This is a genomic window from Jannaschia seohaensis, from assembly GCF_900116765.1.
Classification (GTDB): Bacteria; Pseudomonadota; Alphaproteobacteria; order Rhodobacterales; family Rhodobacteraceae; genus Jannaschia; species Jannaschia seohaensis.
The window spans coordinates 14,556-28,309 of the sequence record NZ_UETC01000013.1 but is presented as its reverse complement, the minus strand read 5'-3'; the positions used below and the strand labels follow the sequence as shown (position 1 = coordinate 28,309).

Below are 13,754 nucleotides of genomic sequence, written 5' to 3'. Positions count from 1 at the left end.
TTCCGTCACATTTCGCGCAAGACCGAGGAGGCTTTTATGACCGACCACCTGACCCGTGCCCGCGATCTCGTGCCACGGTTCCGTGAGCGTGCCGCGACCTGGGATCGGGATCGCCGGTATTGCCACGAGAACGTCGCCGACCTGGCCGAGGCGGGGCTGATGGGCATGTCGATTCCGGCGGCCTATGGCGGGCCGGGTCTTTCGCTCAAGGAGATCGTGCCGGTCGTCGAGGCGATTGCAGGGGCTTGCACCCTGACCGGGCGGATCGTCGTGGAGGGAAATATGGGCGCGCTCAGCGCCGTCATGACCTACGGGACCGAGGCGCAGAAGGCCCTGGCCGCCGAGCTTGTTCTGGCGGGGGACAAGCCGGCCATCTGCATCACCGAGCCGGGCGCTGGCTCGGATGCGACGGCGATGACGACACGGGCCACGCCGGTCCCGGGCGGCTGGCGGCTGGACGGGATCAAGCACTGGATCACCGGCGGCGGCGTGTCCAAGCTCCATCTCGTCTTCGCGCAGACCAAGGATGGGATCCGCGGGTTTCTGACCCTCCCGGGAGAGGGCCTCAAGGTCGCGCGGCTGGAGCGGACGATGGGCCTCTGCGGGATGCCCGAGGCGGAGCTGCGCTTCGAGAACCATTTCGTGCCGGACGAGATGATGATCCCGAACGCCTCCTTCGGTGCGCTGATCGACGCCTATAACACGCAGCGCGTCGGCGCCGGCACCATCGCGCTCGGCGTGGCCGCCGAGGCCGCCGACCGGGCGCGGGACTATCTCGACCGGCGCGAACAGTTCGACCGGCCGCTCTCCGAGTTCCAGGGGCTGCAATGGATGCTTGCCGACATGGACACCGAGCTCATGGCGGCACGGCTTTTGCTGCACGACGCGGCGGCTTCGGCGGACCCGTTCCCGGACCGGACTAAGGCCGCGCGGGCCAAGTTGATGGCCTCCGAGACGGCCGTGCGGGTCGTGGACCGGGCGCTTCAGATGTTCGGCGCCCGCGGATATGGCGGAGAGGAGCCGTTGGAGCGCATGTATCGCGACGTGCGCATGTTCACCATCGGCGGCGGCACGGCGCAGGTCTTGCGCAACCAGATCGCCGCGCATGTTCTCGGAAGAAAGCTGCCGCAGCGGCGGCAGGTCGTTGACGCCCCGAAAGGGGCTGATATGGCGGCGGAATGACAAAGTTGCGTGCTGCCGATGTTCTCGCCCGCAGGCTCTATGCCGCGGGCTGCCGCCGTGCTTATGGGATGCCGGGCGGCGAGGTGCTGACCCTGGTCCATGCGCTTGAGGCGGCGGGGATCGAATTCGTTCTCGGTCATCATGAGACCGCCGCAGGCTTCATGGCTGAGGGCGGGCATCACATGGACGGCGCCCCCGCGATCCTGGTGGCAACTGTCGGGCCCGGCGCTATGAACGCGGTGAACTTCGTCGCCAATGCCGAGCAGGACCGCGTGCCCGTCATCGTTCTGACCGGCTGCATCGATCCCGACGACGCGGAGACATACAATCACCAGCTGCTCGACCAGCGGGGCGTTTTTGCGCCGATCACCAAGGCCACGTTCACGTTGACGCCCGGCGCGGCGGCGGTTCAGGTCGACAAGGCGGTGCGGATCGCCACCGGCGGGGCAGGGGGGCGGGCTGGTCCCGTCCATATCGACGTGCCCATTTCGGTGGCCGACGCGATCGTGCCCGATAGCGAGATCATGCGCCCGCATGCGGCAGCCGGGGCCATCGGAGCCGAGGCCTTGGCCACGGCCCGCGCCTGGCTTGCCAAGGCTGAACGGCCGATCATGCTCGCCGGCCTCGACGCGGTCCGGGACGGGGCCGCCGACGCGATCCGGGCCTTCTGCGAAACGCATGACGTGCCGCTGGTCACGAGCTACAAGGGCAAGGGGCTTCTGCCTGAAGATCATCGCCTAAGCCTGGGTGGTGCGGGCCTTTCCCCTCTGGCCGACACGCATCTTCTGCCGTTCTTCCGAGAGGCGGACCTGATCCTGCTGGCGGGCTACGATCCGATCGAGATGCGTCCCGGATGGCGAACGGTCTGGGATCCGTCGGAGCAGAACGTCATCGACATCTGCCATGCCTCGAACCTGCATGGCATGCATGGGGCGACGCTCGAAGTGATCGCGCCTGTCGGGACCACGCTCGACGCGATCCGTGACGGGGTCGCGCCACGGCCGGTCTGGGACGTATCCGAAGCGCGAGCCGCGTTGCGTGCCGCATTCGCGGTCAAGGATTGGGGGCCCGACGCCATCGTCGCCGCCTGCCGGGAGGCCTGCCCGCCCGGCACCGTCGCCACGGTCGATAGCGGCGCGCATCGCATCCTGCTGAGCCAGATATGGGAATGCGACGGCCCGCATCAGTTGCTGCAATCGACGGGTCTCTGCACCATGGGCTGCGCCTTGCCGCTCGCCATCGGGGCGAAGCGCGCCGCGCCCGAGACGCCGGTAATCGCGTTCATGGGCGATGCGGGCTTTCTGATGGTCACCGGGGAGTTGGCCTCGGCCTCGAAGCTTGGCCTGCCTGTCGTGTTCGTGGTCTTCGTCGACCGCTCCCTGTCGCTGATCGAGTTGAAGCAGCGGCAGAGGCAACTCCCGAATGCGGGGGTCGATTTCGATGGGGTCGACTTTGCCGCGATCGCCAGAGGTTTCGGTGGAAACGGCGTAACCGTCCATGATGCCAATACGTTGCGCGCCGAAGTTGAAGCGGCGCTCTCCTCCGATACGTTCACGGTGATCGCCGCCGAGTTTGACAGGAAAGCTTATGACGGACGCTTCTGATCCCGTTGGCCCGCTCGCGGGCGTCAAGGTCCTCGACCTGAGCCGCATCCTCGCGGGTCCGACGGCGACCCAGTTGCTGGGCGATCTGGGCGCCACCGTGTTGAAGGTCGAAAACCCGCGCTCCGGCGGAGACGACACGAGGCAATGGGGTCCGCCTTACGTGAAGGACGGCGCGGAAGAAACGGATCTTTCTGCCTATTTTATGTCCGCGAACCGCAACAAGCTGTCGGTCGCCATCGACCTCTCCTCGCCGGAGGGCCAGGAGCAGATCCGCCGTCTCGCCGGTCTCGCCGATATCGTCATCGAGAACTTCAAGCCGGGCGGCTTGGCGAAATACGGGCTCGATCACGCGACGCTTCTCGCGGCGCATCCGCGGCTGGTCTATTGCTCGATCTCCGGCTTCGGTCAGACCGGGCCGAACCGCGACAAGCCGGGCTATGACCTGATGGCGCAGGGCTATGGCGGGATCATGTCGCTGACTGGCGATCCGGACGGATTGCCGATGAAAGTGGGCGTGGGGATCGCCGACGTGATGTGCGGGATGTATGCGACGGTCGGCATCCTGGCCGCGCTGCGACATGCGGAGGCGACGGGTGAGGGGCAGCATATCGACCTCGCGCTGGTCGACAGCCAGATCGCCTGGACCATCAACGAGGGCGTCAACACGCGGCTCAGCGGCAAGGCCCCGATCCGGCGCGGCAACGACCACCCCAACATCGTGCCCTATGGCGTCTACGAGACCGCCGATGGCCATGTGATCGTCGCGGTCGGCAATGACGGCCAGTTCGCCCGTTTCGTCGCCCTCTTCGGGCTAGCGGAGTTGGCGGAGGATTCGCGCTTTGCCACCAACCCGGCGCGCCTCGCGAACCGCGACGCCTTGGCGGCGCACCTGATCCCCGCGCTCCGCGCCGTTCCCACCGATGAGGTGATCGCGCGGATGGAGGCTGCCAAGGTTCCGGTCGGCCCGGTCAAGACGCTGCCGCAGGTCTTCGAAACCGATCAGGTGGCGGCGCGCGGCATGACGCTCGATATGACCGCCCAGGGCAAGACGGGCGAGCTGACGCTGCCGCTCCTCGGCAATCCGCTCAAGCTGTCGCGGACGCCGGTGACTTATCGCCGTCCACCGCCCAGCTTCGGCGCCGACACGGACCGGCTGGAACAGGACGATCCCTTCGCGGACTGAGCGCGCCTCCGGCGATTTCTCGGGGTTTCGGCTGTTTTCCGATCACCGGCGCTGACGCCCGCTCACATGGGCGTGACGCGGGGGCTGGCGCCGTAGCGAGGTGGCATCGCGCTCGCTAAGCCGGATCGGGACAACCGATTCAGGCAGGAGCCCGCGATGAGCCGCACCGACGTCTTCGACCAGCCGGTCTCGCTGACGGATCCCGCCGCGGTGGCGGAATGGGATGCGATGTGTCTGGCTTTTCTATCCCATGGCGCCGCGACCCCGACCCATCTTGGGAAGTTGCTGGAGATCGCGCCGGACTATGCGGCGGCCCATGCGGTCAAGGGCCTCTTCTACGCGCTGCTAGGCCGCCGCGAGGTCATGGTCGAGGCCGAGACGGCTCTGTCCCGGGCTATTGCACTGCCCGAGGGCAACCGGCGGGAGCGGGCGCTGACCACGGCGCTCCAGGCTGTGCTGCGCCGCAAGCCCACCCAGGCGATCGCGGCGCTGGAAGAGGTGCTCGCCCATGCGCCGGGCGACACCCTCCTGATGAAGCTTAGCCATGCGCTCCGTTTTGTGATCGGGGATGCGGAGGGTATGCGCCGCTCGGTCGAGCGGGTCCGGCCGGCCCATGGCGCGGACCATGCCGGGCGCGGCTATCTGCTGGGTTGTCACGCCTTTGCGCTTGAGGAGACGGGTGATTACGAGGCCGCCCGCCGCGCCGGGCGCGTGGCGCTCGATCTCGCGCCCGATGACGCCTGGGGCCTGCATGCCGTTGCCCATGTCCATGATATGACCGGAGATGCCGAGGGCGGGCTTGCCTTCCTGGAGGGGCGCGAGGCCGCCTGGTCCCATTGCAACAATTTCCGCTTCCATGTCTGGTGGCACAAGGCGTTGATGCTGCTGGAAACCGGGCGCCACGAGGCGGCGCTGGCGCTCTATGACAGCCATGTCCGGGCCGAGCCGACGGACGATTACCGCGACATCTCCAACGCGACCTCGCTGTTGTCACGGTTGGAGTTGGAGGGGATCGATGTCGGTGCCCGCTGGGAAGAGCTGGCCGACCTGTCAGAGCGGCGGACCGAGGACGGCTGTCTGATCTTCGCCGATCTGCACTACATGCTCGCCCTGGCGGGGGACCACCGCGACGATGCCGCCGCGCGTCTGCTGGCGCGCCTCTCGCAAGACGCCGCCGGGCCACGGGACGAGGTCGCGACCCGCATGGCCAATCCCGGTCTCGCGGCCGCGCAGGGCTTGGAGAGCTTCGGCGACGGCGACTATTCGGCCGCCTTTTCCCAGCTTCTCGCCGCGCGCCCGGCGATGCAGCAAGCGGGAGGAAGCCACGCGCAGCGGGACGTGTTCGAGCGGATCACCATCGATGCGGGCCTGCGGGCCGGACGGCTCGCGGAAGCCGCCGAGATCCTCGCCGACCGAACCCGACGGCGCGGCGGCCATGAAGATCGCTATGCGGCAGTGCGGCGGCAACTTATCGCGGACGCAGAAAATGCCGTTTGCTCCCCTTCGGAGCGCAGCTAACTTACGTTTGGTAATCTGGATTTGCCCATGACCGCCACGACGCCCGCTTCGGCCTATGCCGCTGCCCCTGCCGCCCGCGCGGCTCCGGTGGTCGCTGCGCGCGACCCGCGTCTCGACTTCTTTCGCGGCGTGGCGATGTTCATCATCCTGTTGGCCCACACTCCCGGGAACGACTGGACCCGCTGGATTCCAGCACGCTTCGGCTTTTCGGATGCGACCGAGATCTTCGTGTTCTGCTCGGGCATGGCCTCGGCCATCGCTTTCGGCCGCAGCTTCGATACCGCCGGATGGGGGTTGGGCACGGCGCGGGTCGGCTACCGGGTCTGGCAGATCTACTGGGCGCATATCGGCCTGTTCTTCGCGATCGCGGCCTTCCTGGCGGCGCTCGACGCGTCCGGTTGGCACGACAAGATCTATATCGGCACGCTCAACCTGTGGCGCTTCTTCGGGGAAGACGGCGCGGCGCTTTTGTTCCCGCTCGCCACGCTGACCTATGTTCCGAACTATTTCGACATCCTGCCGATGTATATGGTCGTTCTGCTCTTGATGCCGCTCTACATCGCGGTGGCGCGGGTGTCGCTCTGGCTGCTGGCCGGGATCGTCGTGGCCATGTGGGTCTTCGCGCAGGACGCCTTTCTGACCTGGCTCGGCATGGGGCATCTGCACCTGGCCCTCCCGGCGGAGCCGTGGTCCGACCGCACCTGGTTCTTCAACCCGTTCGGCTGGCAGCTTCTGTTCTTCACCGGCTTCGCCTTCATGCGCGGCTGGCTGCCCGCGCCGCCGGTCCGGCCCTGGCTGATCGGGCTGGCGCTGGCGATCGTGCTCGTGTCGGCGGTTCTGTCCAATGCCGGCTTCCGTCTGTTTCAGCTGGACCCGGTGCGCGATCTCTACATCGCCGCCACGGGCTGCGCCGAGACGGGCTTCGGCCGCTGCAACCCGGTCTTCGACTGGCGGCAAGCCCATCGGCCCTGGTTCGACAAGTCCGATTTCGGCCCGCTCCACTACGTTCATTTCCTGGCGCTCGGCTATCTCTGCTGGATCGCGGCGGGAGAGGGCGGCAAGCGCCTGATCGCCTCGGGGAGCGGGCTGGCCTCGGCCATCTGGGATGGCTTCGTCCGGATCGTCATGAAGGTGGGGCAACAGAGCCTCGCGGTCTTCGTCTTCTCGATGTTCCTGGCCCGAGTGAATGGCTGGCTGATCGACGTCATCGGCGAGAGCGGCTGGACCTGGGCGCTGGTCAACCTGACCGGCTTCGGCCTTTTGATCGGCTGTGCCTACGGCGCGGGCTGGTTCAAGTCGCAGCCCTGGCGGATCAAGCGATGAAGCGCCGCACCGTTTTGCTGGGCAGCGCCGCGTTCCTCACCGCGCCCGCCCGTGCGGCGATGCCGCGATTTCTGTCGTCCGAGCCCTTCGGCGCGGGCACGGTCCGCGAGATGGCGCAGGATCTGGCCTCTCGGCCCTTCCGGCTGCGCGACCCGGTTCCCCAGGCCTGGCGGGATCTGACCTATGACCAGTATCGCAAGATCTGGTTCGACACCTCCAAGGCAGTCTGGGCCGAGGACGACCTCGCCTTCGAGATGGATCTCTTCCATCCGGGTCTCTATTTTCCCCGCGCCGTCGAGGTCGATGTCGTCCGGGACGGCACCGCGCACCGTCTGGCCTTCGACTTCGCCTTGTTCGCCACCTCCGACCAGGCGCCTGAGCTGCCGCTGGACGAAACGATGGGCTATAGCGGCCTGCGCCTGCGCCACCGCTTCCCCGGCGAGACGAACCACCGCGAGTTCTGCGTCTTCCAGGGCGCCAGCTATTTCCGGGCCATCGGCGCGGCGCAGGCCTATGGGCTGTCGGCCCGCGGCATCGCGCTGCGCACCGGCGACCCGGAGGGAGAGGAATTCCCCGACTTCACCCGCCTCTGGGTCGAGGAGCCACAGCCCGGCGACGACACGATCACGCTGCACGCGCTGCTCGACGGGCCGTCTGTCGCAGGAGCCTTCCGCTTCGTGATCCGGCCCGGCGCGGTCTGCGAGATGGATGTGGAGGCCACGCTCTACCCCCGTGTCGATCTCGATCATGTGGGCATCGCCGCGCTGACCTCGATGTTCCTCTATGACGAGACCAACCGCCCCAGGTTCGACGACTTCCGCCCGGCGATCCATGACAGCGACGGCCTGCTGATCTGGAACGGCAATGGAGAGATGCTCTGGCGGCCCTTGGCCAATCCCACGACGCTCCAGGTCTCCAGCTTCGTCGACGAGAGCCCGCGCGGGTTCGGCCTGATGCAGCGCGCCGACAAGCTGTCTGACTTTGCGGACCTTGAGGCGCATTACCATCTCCGCCCCTCGCTCTGGATCGAGCCGGGCGAGGAGTGGGGCCCCGGCGTCGTCCGCCTCGTCGAGATACCGTCGGACCGGGAGATCTACGACAACATCGTCGCCTATTGGCGCCCGCGCGACCCGCTGCCTGCCGGGCGGGAGGCGCGGTTCACCTATCGCATGACCTGGGGCGAGGCCGCGCTCCGCAGGCGCGACGTGGCCCGGGTGCTCAACACCCATATGGGCAAGAACTTCACCGGGGAGCGGTGGCTCGCCGCCATCGACTTCGCGCCCCACCCGGCCTTTGAGGGCGATCTCGACGAGATCACGCGCGCGATCGACTCCGCCAGCAGCGACACGTCGCCGGGCGTGCTCCAGCGAAACCCCGAGACGGGGGGCGCGCGGCTGGCTTTCGAGTTCGACCCGGGCGCTCGGCCGCTCTCGGAACTCAGGGCGCAGCTCTGGCTCGGGGGCGCGCCGGTCACCGAGGTCTGGCTTTACCGCTGGACCGCCGCATGAGCACCGTGCCGCCCCCCGCGCCGCTCGCCCATCCGCGCCAGGACCTCTCCCGCCGCTTTCTGGACGCGGCGGCCCCGGGCGCGCGGCCGGATTACCGCGCGTTGACATGGCGGGCCGCCGTCTTCACCCCGGCGGCGCTCGCGACCGGCGTGCTGCTCTGGGCCTGTCTCGCCTGGTTCGCCACCGACGGCACCTCCTGGGCCGAAGCGGTGCTGGCGGCCCTGATCGGGGTGGGATTCTTCTGGATCGCGCTGACCTTCGCCACGATCCTGGGCGGGGCCCTGTCGATGACACGCGCGAGCGTGGAAGAGACGGCCCGCCCCCGGCCGCTCGACGTGGCCCTCCTGATCCCGGTCTACGAAGAGGCGCCCTGGGACGTCTTCGGCAACGCCGCCGCCATGCTGGAGACGCTGGGCCGCGCCCGCCAGGCCCATCGCTTCTCGCTCTACATCCTGTCAGACACCCGCGATCCCACCCGCGCCGCGCAGGAGGAGGCCGCCTATGACGTCCTCCGCGCCCGCCTGCCGGAGCAGGCGATCTGGTATCGCCGCCGCGCGGAGAACACCGACCGCAAGGTCGGCAACCTCGCCCAATGGGTCGAGACCTGGGGCGGGGCGCATGAGGCGATGCTGGTGCTCGACGCCGACAGTCTGATGTCGGCCCGGGCGATCGTCGCGCTGGCTGACGCCCTGTCACGCGATCCGGGCGCGGGGCTGATCCAATCCTTCCCGCAACTGATCGGCGCGCGCACCCTGTTCGCGCGGTCCCAGCAATTCGCCAACGCGATCTATGGCGTAGCCCTCGCCGAGGGCCTCGCCCGCTGGACGGGGCAGGAGGGAAACTATTGGGGCCATAACGCGATCATCCGCATCGCCGCCTTCGCGTCCTCGGCGGGGCTGCCGCGGCTCAGCGCGCCAGGCGGGGACCGGCTGATCCTCAGCCACGATTTCGTCGAGGCGGGGCTTCTGCGCCGCGCGGGCTGGTCCGTCCGCTTCCTGCCGCGGGTCCAGGGCTCCTACGAGGAGACGCCGCCCTCGCTCATCGACCACGTCCTACGGGACCGACGCTGGTGCCGGGGCAATCTCCAGCATCTCGGCCTGCTCGGCACGCGCGGCTTCCACGCGCTCAGCCGCTTTCACCTGTTCCATGGGGCGGTCGGCTATCTGCTCTCGCCGCTCTGGTTCCTGCTGCTGCTGCTCTGGGTCGGGATCGGCGTCGATGCGGAACGCTCCGTCATCAACTACTTCTCGCCCGAGAACCCGACCCTGCCCAACTGGCCCGAGATGTCGCCGATCAACCATGTCTGGCTGATGCTGGTCCTCTACGGGCTGCTGCTGGCGCCCAAGCTGATCGGCTCCGCCGCGCTGCTTGCCTCCGGGATGCCGCTGTCCCGGCTGGGCGGCGCCGGGCGCTTCGCCGCGTCGATGCTGTTGGAGATCGCACTGTCTGTCGCCTATGCCCCGATCCTGATGGTTCAGCAGACGCTTGCCGTGCTGGCCGCGCTGGCCGGGCGGCCGCTCGACTGGGTGCCGCAATCGCGCACGGGCGGGCGCCACCCCTGGGCGACACTTCTACGCTTCCACGGGGTGGAGACGGGGTTGGGCCTGGCGCTGCTGACCGGGATGGCGACGGGCTTCGTCTCGCCCTGGCTTCTGCCGGTGATGGCCAGCCTGCTCTTCGCTGTGCCGCTCTCGCGTCTCTCGGCCCGGCCCTCGCCCGGGACGATGGCCACCCCGCAGGAGACCCGCGCGCCTCTGGTCGCCACGCGCGCCCTGCGCTGGCGGGCCGAGCTGCGCGACGCGCTCACCGGCGGCGTCCCGGCAGAGTAGGGGCCTCACTCGGCCGGGAGCGCCTCGAACCAGTCGAGCACCATCTCGGCCCATCCCTCAGGCACGCCATGCCTGCCCGGGAACAGCGCCATTTCCAGCGCGGAGCCCGGCGCGCAGTCCCAGATGCGGCGCTGGAACTGGCCGGTCTCGGCATAGCGGTCCGGGTCGTCCCAGGCGCAGCCATTGGCTCGACGCCAAAGCGCGAGACCCGCGAAGATATCGCCCTGCACCGCCGCCCCGCCGCGCAGGGGACGGCCCTCCAGCGGCACGGTCGAGTCCCGCCAGCCATGGGTCTGGAACAGCCGGACCGGAGCCGCGCAGCTCTCGGGATGCGGGCGCCAGAACCCGCCCGCGACCGGCGCGAAGGCGGCGAACCCCTCTGGATCGCGGCAGGCCAGATAGGTGACCTGGAACGCGCCGTTGGAGAAACCGGCCAAGATCACGCGGTCCGGATCGACGCCATGGCGGGCGGCATCGGCAACGACGGCCCGGAGAAACGCGTCCTCGTCGCGCGACGCGACTCCCGGTGCAGCCCGGAAGTCCCAGCGCAGCCCGTCTCTGCCCGCGCGCGGCTGACCATTCGGTGCGAGGAAGGCGTAGCCGCGCGACAGCACCGTCTCGATCATCCCGCGCTGCCGCATCGTTCCCGCGCCCGAGCCGCCGAAGCCATGGAGGAAGACCATCGCGGGCAGGGGGGCGTCCGCCTCGGGCAGGGCGATGTGATAGCTGCCGCTCTGGATCTCGCAGGCGGCCGCACCGCCGCATCCCTCCTGCGCGGCAGCGGGCGCGGCCAGCAGCAGCGCGGCGAGCGTCAGCGCCCTCACGGCCGCGTCACGGGCAGATCGCGCGCCAGCCAGCCGGGCCCAGCAGCGGAGCCCAGCATCCCCTCGGGCACGTCGACGATACGGGTGAAGCCTGCCTCCGCCAGCCGCGCGCTCATCCGGTTGGAGCGTACGCCCCGGGCACAGATCAACGCCACCGGCACGTCCCGCGCGCCGCCGGTGATCTCCTCCAGGGCGGGAATGAAATCGTCCCGGCGCATGTCCAGCGGATGCGCGCCTTCCGCGATGCCGGTTCCTGCCCATTCATCGGGGCGGCGGATGTCGATCAGGATCATGTCGCCCGCCCTGACGGCCTCCAACAATTCCGGTGGCGCGATCTGATCCCCCGCGAAGCGGTCGCGCCTGAGGACCATCGCCGTCCCGGCCGCAAGGGAAACCAACCCGCCGCCCAGAGCCAGCAGAAAGCGGCGCCGCAACGGGTGCGCCCCATCCGTGAGTTCCGTCATGCCGTTACCTCCGCCACATGCGTCTAACGATCCTGCGCGTCGGCCAGAAGTCACGACCCCGTGACGGCGCCCGGTTAATCGTTTCTTCAGTCCGTCCTGTCACAACCAGGGCCAATCGGCAGGACGGAGTCGACAATGACCGCACAGGCGCGGGCAGCGTATGGTGGGGCGCCTGGCACCAAGCTGCTGGAGATTGGGCAGGGGCAGATGGAGGTCAGCGCGGACCCGGCGGTGGAGATGACGGCCACGCTGGGCTCGTGCATCTCCGTCTGCCTCTGGTCGCCCAGCGCGGGGTGCGGCGGCATGAACCACATCTTCCGCAGCGTCGCGCCGGGCCCGATGGGTGACGCCGCCGTCGTGGCCGAGGTCGAGAAACTCGTCAACGCTCTGATGCGCCATGGCGCCAAACGCAGCGAGATGGCCGCGCGCGTCGTCGGCGGGGCCCATGTCCTGTTGCGCGGCCGCAACCACGGCATGGCCATCGGAGAGGCCTGCATGAACTACCTGAGCAATGAAGGCTTCCAAATCGTCGGCGTCTCCATCGGGGGGGAGCGGGCGCGCCGAGTGCGGTTCCACCCGGTCTCCGGCAAGCTCGCCGTGGGGCTGATGGCCGATATCCACACGCCGGAGGATCCGGCGCCGCCGGACAAGGGCAACGACGTCGAAATGTTCTGACTCGCCTCGGCCCGTGCCCCGACTCGGCGGCCAAGGCCGTCACATCGCAGGCCGTTTCGAGGGCAGGGGCGTCCGAGACTCGCCCAAAACGGCCGCGGGTTGCGTCTCGCGGGGGCGACCAGTGCGCCATCCGACGCCTGCGCGCCGCTTAGTCCTGCGTCTCGCCCCCCGGTTGGTGCCTGTTTTTCGGGCGAACCCGGTCTCGCGCTATTTGTTGGGCCCCGTCCGATTGGCCCTCTCCGCGCCGCTCGACATGTTGGCCGCGCCATAACCAAGTTGGGACGAGAGACCTATGAACCGCACCTCCCTGATTGCGATCGCGCTGACCCTCGGGGCCAGCCCCGCGCTCGCCGACGGCCATGTCACCTGCCCCGTGAAGGTCGGCGTGCTGCACTCCCTGTCGGGCACGATGGCCATCTCCGAGACGACGCTGAAGGACACCGTCGAGATGCTGGTCGACCAGCAGAACGAGAAGGGCGGCCTTCTGGGCTGCGAGATCGAGGCGGTCGTCGTCGACCCCGCCTCCGACTGGCCGCTCTTCGCCGAAAAGGCGCGGGAGCTGATCTCCGACGAGGGCGTCGACGTGATCTTCGGTTCCTGGACCTCGGTCAGCCGCAAATCCGCGCTGCCCGTCCTGGAGGAGCTGAACGGCCTGATGTTCTACCCGGTCCAGTACGAGGGCGAGGAGAGCTCCAAGAACGTCTTCTACACCGGCGCCGCCCCCAACCAGCAGGCGATCCCGGCGGTCGACTATTTCCTGGAAGAACTCGGGGTGGAGCGCTTCGCCCTGCTCGGCACCGACTACGTCTATCCGCGCACAACGAACCAGATCCTCGAAGCCTATCTGAAGGATAAGGGCATCGCCGAAGAGGATATCTTCGTCAACTACACGCCCTTCGGTCACTCCGACTGGGCCACAATCGTCGGCGATGTCGTCGAGATGAGCGAAGACGGCCGCCAGGTTGGCGTCATCTCCACGATCAACGGCGACGCAAATATCGGCTTCTACAAGGAACTCGCCGCCGCCGAGGTCTCGGCCGACGACATCCCCGTCGTGGCATTCTCCGTCGGCGAAGAGGAACTGTCGGGCCTCGACACCACGGACCTCGTCGGCCACCTCGCCGCCTGGAACTACTTCCAGTCCGCCGATACCGAAGCCAACGAGGAATTCGTCGCCACCTGGAAGGCCCGCATGGGCGAGGACCGCGTCACCAACGACCCGATGGAGGCCCACTACATCGGCTTCAACATGTGGGTGAACGCCGTCACCGAGGCCGGGACGACCGATGTCGACGCCGTCCGCGAGGCGATGTACGGCCAGGAATTCCCGAACCTGACCGGCGGAACCGCCGTGATGCTGCCGAACCACCACCTGACCAAGCCGGTCCTGATCGGCGAAATCACCGAGGACGGTCAGTTCGACATCATCAGCCAGACCGAAGAAGTGCCGGGCGATGCCTGGACCGACCACCTGCCGGAATCGGCCAAGCTGGTCTCCGACTGGCCGGGCCTGGGCTGCGGCATGTACAACACCGAGACCGAGACCTGCGTGCAGATCCAGTCCAACTACTGACCTAATCGAAGGGCGGCCCCGCAGCGGGGCCGCCTGGCACCGGTTGGCAGGGGGGGCAACCCGCCCTGCAC

Annotated in this window: 11 protein-coding genes; 9 read left to right on the top strand and 2 right to left on the bottom strand. The window is 68.4% G+C overall.

The window, feature by feature from the left end; all coding sequences use genetic code 11:
- The first annotated feature begins 36 nt into the window (after positions 1–36).
- The 7 genes from DTQ71_RS18795 (at position 37) to mdoH (ending at position 10,147) form a co-directional block, all read left to right on the top strand.
- Entirely contained in the window at positions 37–1,182 is a 1,146-nt protein-coding gene (locus tag DTQ71_RS18795) for an acyl-CoA dehydrogenase family protein (protein WP_109565853.1), read from the top strand.
- Positions 1,179–2,786: a thiamine pyrophosphate-binding protein gene (locus DTQ71_RS18790; protein ID WP_109565852.1), complete on the top strand. Its 1,608-nt coding sequence runs from the start codon at positions 1,179–1,181 to the stop codon at positions 2,784–2,786. Before DTQ71_RS18795 ends, DTQ71_RS18790 begins: the two co-directional genes overlap by 4 nt.
- Complete coding sequence (locus tag DTQ71_RS18785; protein ID WP_109565851.1) at positions 2,770–3,969, top strand: CaiB/BaiF CoA transferase family protein; 1,200 nt, start codon at positions 2,770–2,772, stop codon at positions 3,967–3,969. The genes DTQ71_RS18790 and DTQ71_RS18785 overlap by 17 nt, the downstream gene beginning before the upstream one ends.
- 156 nt (positions 3,970–4,125) lie before the next feature.
- Complete coding sequence (locus DTQ71_RS18780; protein ID WP_109565850.1) at positions 4,126–5,487, top strand: tetratricopeptide repeat protein; 1,362 nt, start codon at positions 4,126–4,128, stop codon at positions 5,485–5,487.
- 27 nt (positions 5,488–5,514) lie between these two features.
- Positions 5,515–6,810 carry an OpgC family protein gene (locus DTQ71_RS18775; protein ID WP_109565849.1) on the top strand — a complete coding sequence of 432 codons (1,296 nt, stop codon included), beginning with the start codon at positions 5,515–5,517 and terminating at the stop codon, positions 6,808–6,810.
- Positions 6,807–8,318, top strand: a complete 1,512-nt coding sequence (locus DTQ71_RS18770; RefSeq protein ID WP_172500071.1) for an OpgD/OpgG family glucan biosynthesis protein — start codon at positions 6,807–6,809, stop codon at positions 8,316–8,318. Before DTQ71_RS18775 ends, DTQ71_RS18770 begins: the two co-directional genes overlap by 4 nt.
- Entirely contained in the window at positions 8,315–10,147 is a 1,833-nt protein-coding gene (gene mdoH, locus DTQ71_RS18765) for a glucans biosynthesis glucosyltransferase MdoH (RefSeq protein ID WP_109565848.1), read from the top strand. The genes DTQ71_RS18770 and mdoH overlap by 4 nt, the downstream gene beginning before the upstream one ends.
- Before the next feature lie 5 nt (positions 10,148–10,152).
- Here mdoH and DTQ71_RS18760 read toward each other — a convergent pair whose 3' ends face one another.
- Complete coding sequence (locus tag DTQ71_RS18760) at positions 10,153–10,971, bottom strand: CE1 family esterase (RefSeq protein ID WP_245947651.1); 819 nt, start codon at positions 10,969–10,971, stop codon at positions 10,153–10,155.
- Positions 10,968–11,435, bottom strand: coding sequence for a rhodanese-like domain-containing protein (locus DTQ71_RS24390; RefSeq protein WP_245947650.1), 468 nt, complete (start codon positions 11,433–11,435; stop codon positions 10,968–10,970). The genes DTQ71_RS18760 and DTQ71_RS24390 overlap by 4 nt, the downstream gene beginning before the upstream one ends.
- A 135-nt stretch (positions 11,436–11,570) precedes the next feature.
- Here DTQ71_RS24390 and DTQ71_RS18755 point away from each other — a divergent pair, with 135 nt between their 5' ends.
- Together DTQ71_RS18755 and urtA are read left to right on the top strand one after the other, a co-directional pair.
- Positions 11,571–12,110, top strand: coding sequence for a chemotaxis protein CheD (locus DTQ71_RS18755; protein WP_109565846.1), 540 nt, complete (start codon positions 11,571–11,573; stop codon positions 12,108–12,110).
- 292 nt (positions 12,111–12,402) lie between these two features.
- Positions 12,403–13,683 (top strand): urea ABC transporter substrate-binding protein, encoded by a 1,281-nt coding sequence (gene urtA, locus DTQ71_RS18750; RefSeq protein WP_109565845.1) that lies wholly within the window; start codon positions 12,403–12,405, stop codon positions 13,681–13,683.
- Positions 13,684–13,754: the final 71 nt, after the last annotated feature.

Bases quoted from the DNA above. Each gene is read 5' to 3' on its own strand.
- DTQ71_RS24390 (WP_245947650.1), bottom strand. From the start codon at position 11,435: ATGACGGAACTCACGGATGGGGCGCACCCGTTGCGGCGCCGCTTTCTG.
- urtA (WP_109565845.1), top strand. From the start codon at position 12,403: ATGAACCGCACCTCCCTGATTGCGATCGCGCTGACCCTCGGGGCCAGC.
- mdoH (WP_109565848.1), top strand. From the start codon at position 8,315: ATGAGCACCGTGCCGCCCCCCGCGCCGCTCGCCCATCCGCGCCAGGAC.
- DTQ71_RS18785 (WP_109565851.1), top strand. From the start codon at position 2,770: ATGACGGACGCTTCTGATCCCGTTGGCCCGCTCGCGGGCGTCAAGGTC.
- DTQ71_RS18780 (WP_109565850.1), top strand. From the start codon at position 4,126: ATGAGCCGCACCGACGTCTTCGACCAGCCGGTCTCGCTGACGGATCCC.
- DTQ71_RS18770 (WP_172500071.1), top strand. From the start codon at position 6,807: ATGAAGCGCCGCACCGTTTTGCTGGGCAGCGCCGCGTTCCTCACCGCG.
- DTQ71_RS18795 (WP_109565853.1), top strand. From the start codon at position 37: ATGACCGACCACCTGACCCGTGCCCGCGATCTCGTGCCACGGTTCCGT.
- DTQ71_RS18790 (WP_109565852.1), top strand. From the start codon at position 1,179: ATGACAAAGTTGCGTGCTGCCGATGTTCTCGCCCGCAGGCTCTATGCC.
- DTQ71_RS18775 (WP_109565849.1), top strand. From the start codon at position 5,515: ATGACCGCCACGACGCCCGCTTCGGCCTATGCCGCTGCCCCTGCCGCC.
- DTQ71_RS18755 (WP_109565846.1), top strand. From the start codon at position 11,571: ATGACCGCACAGGCGCGGGCAGCGTATGGTGGGGCGCCTGGCACCAAG.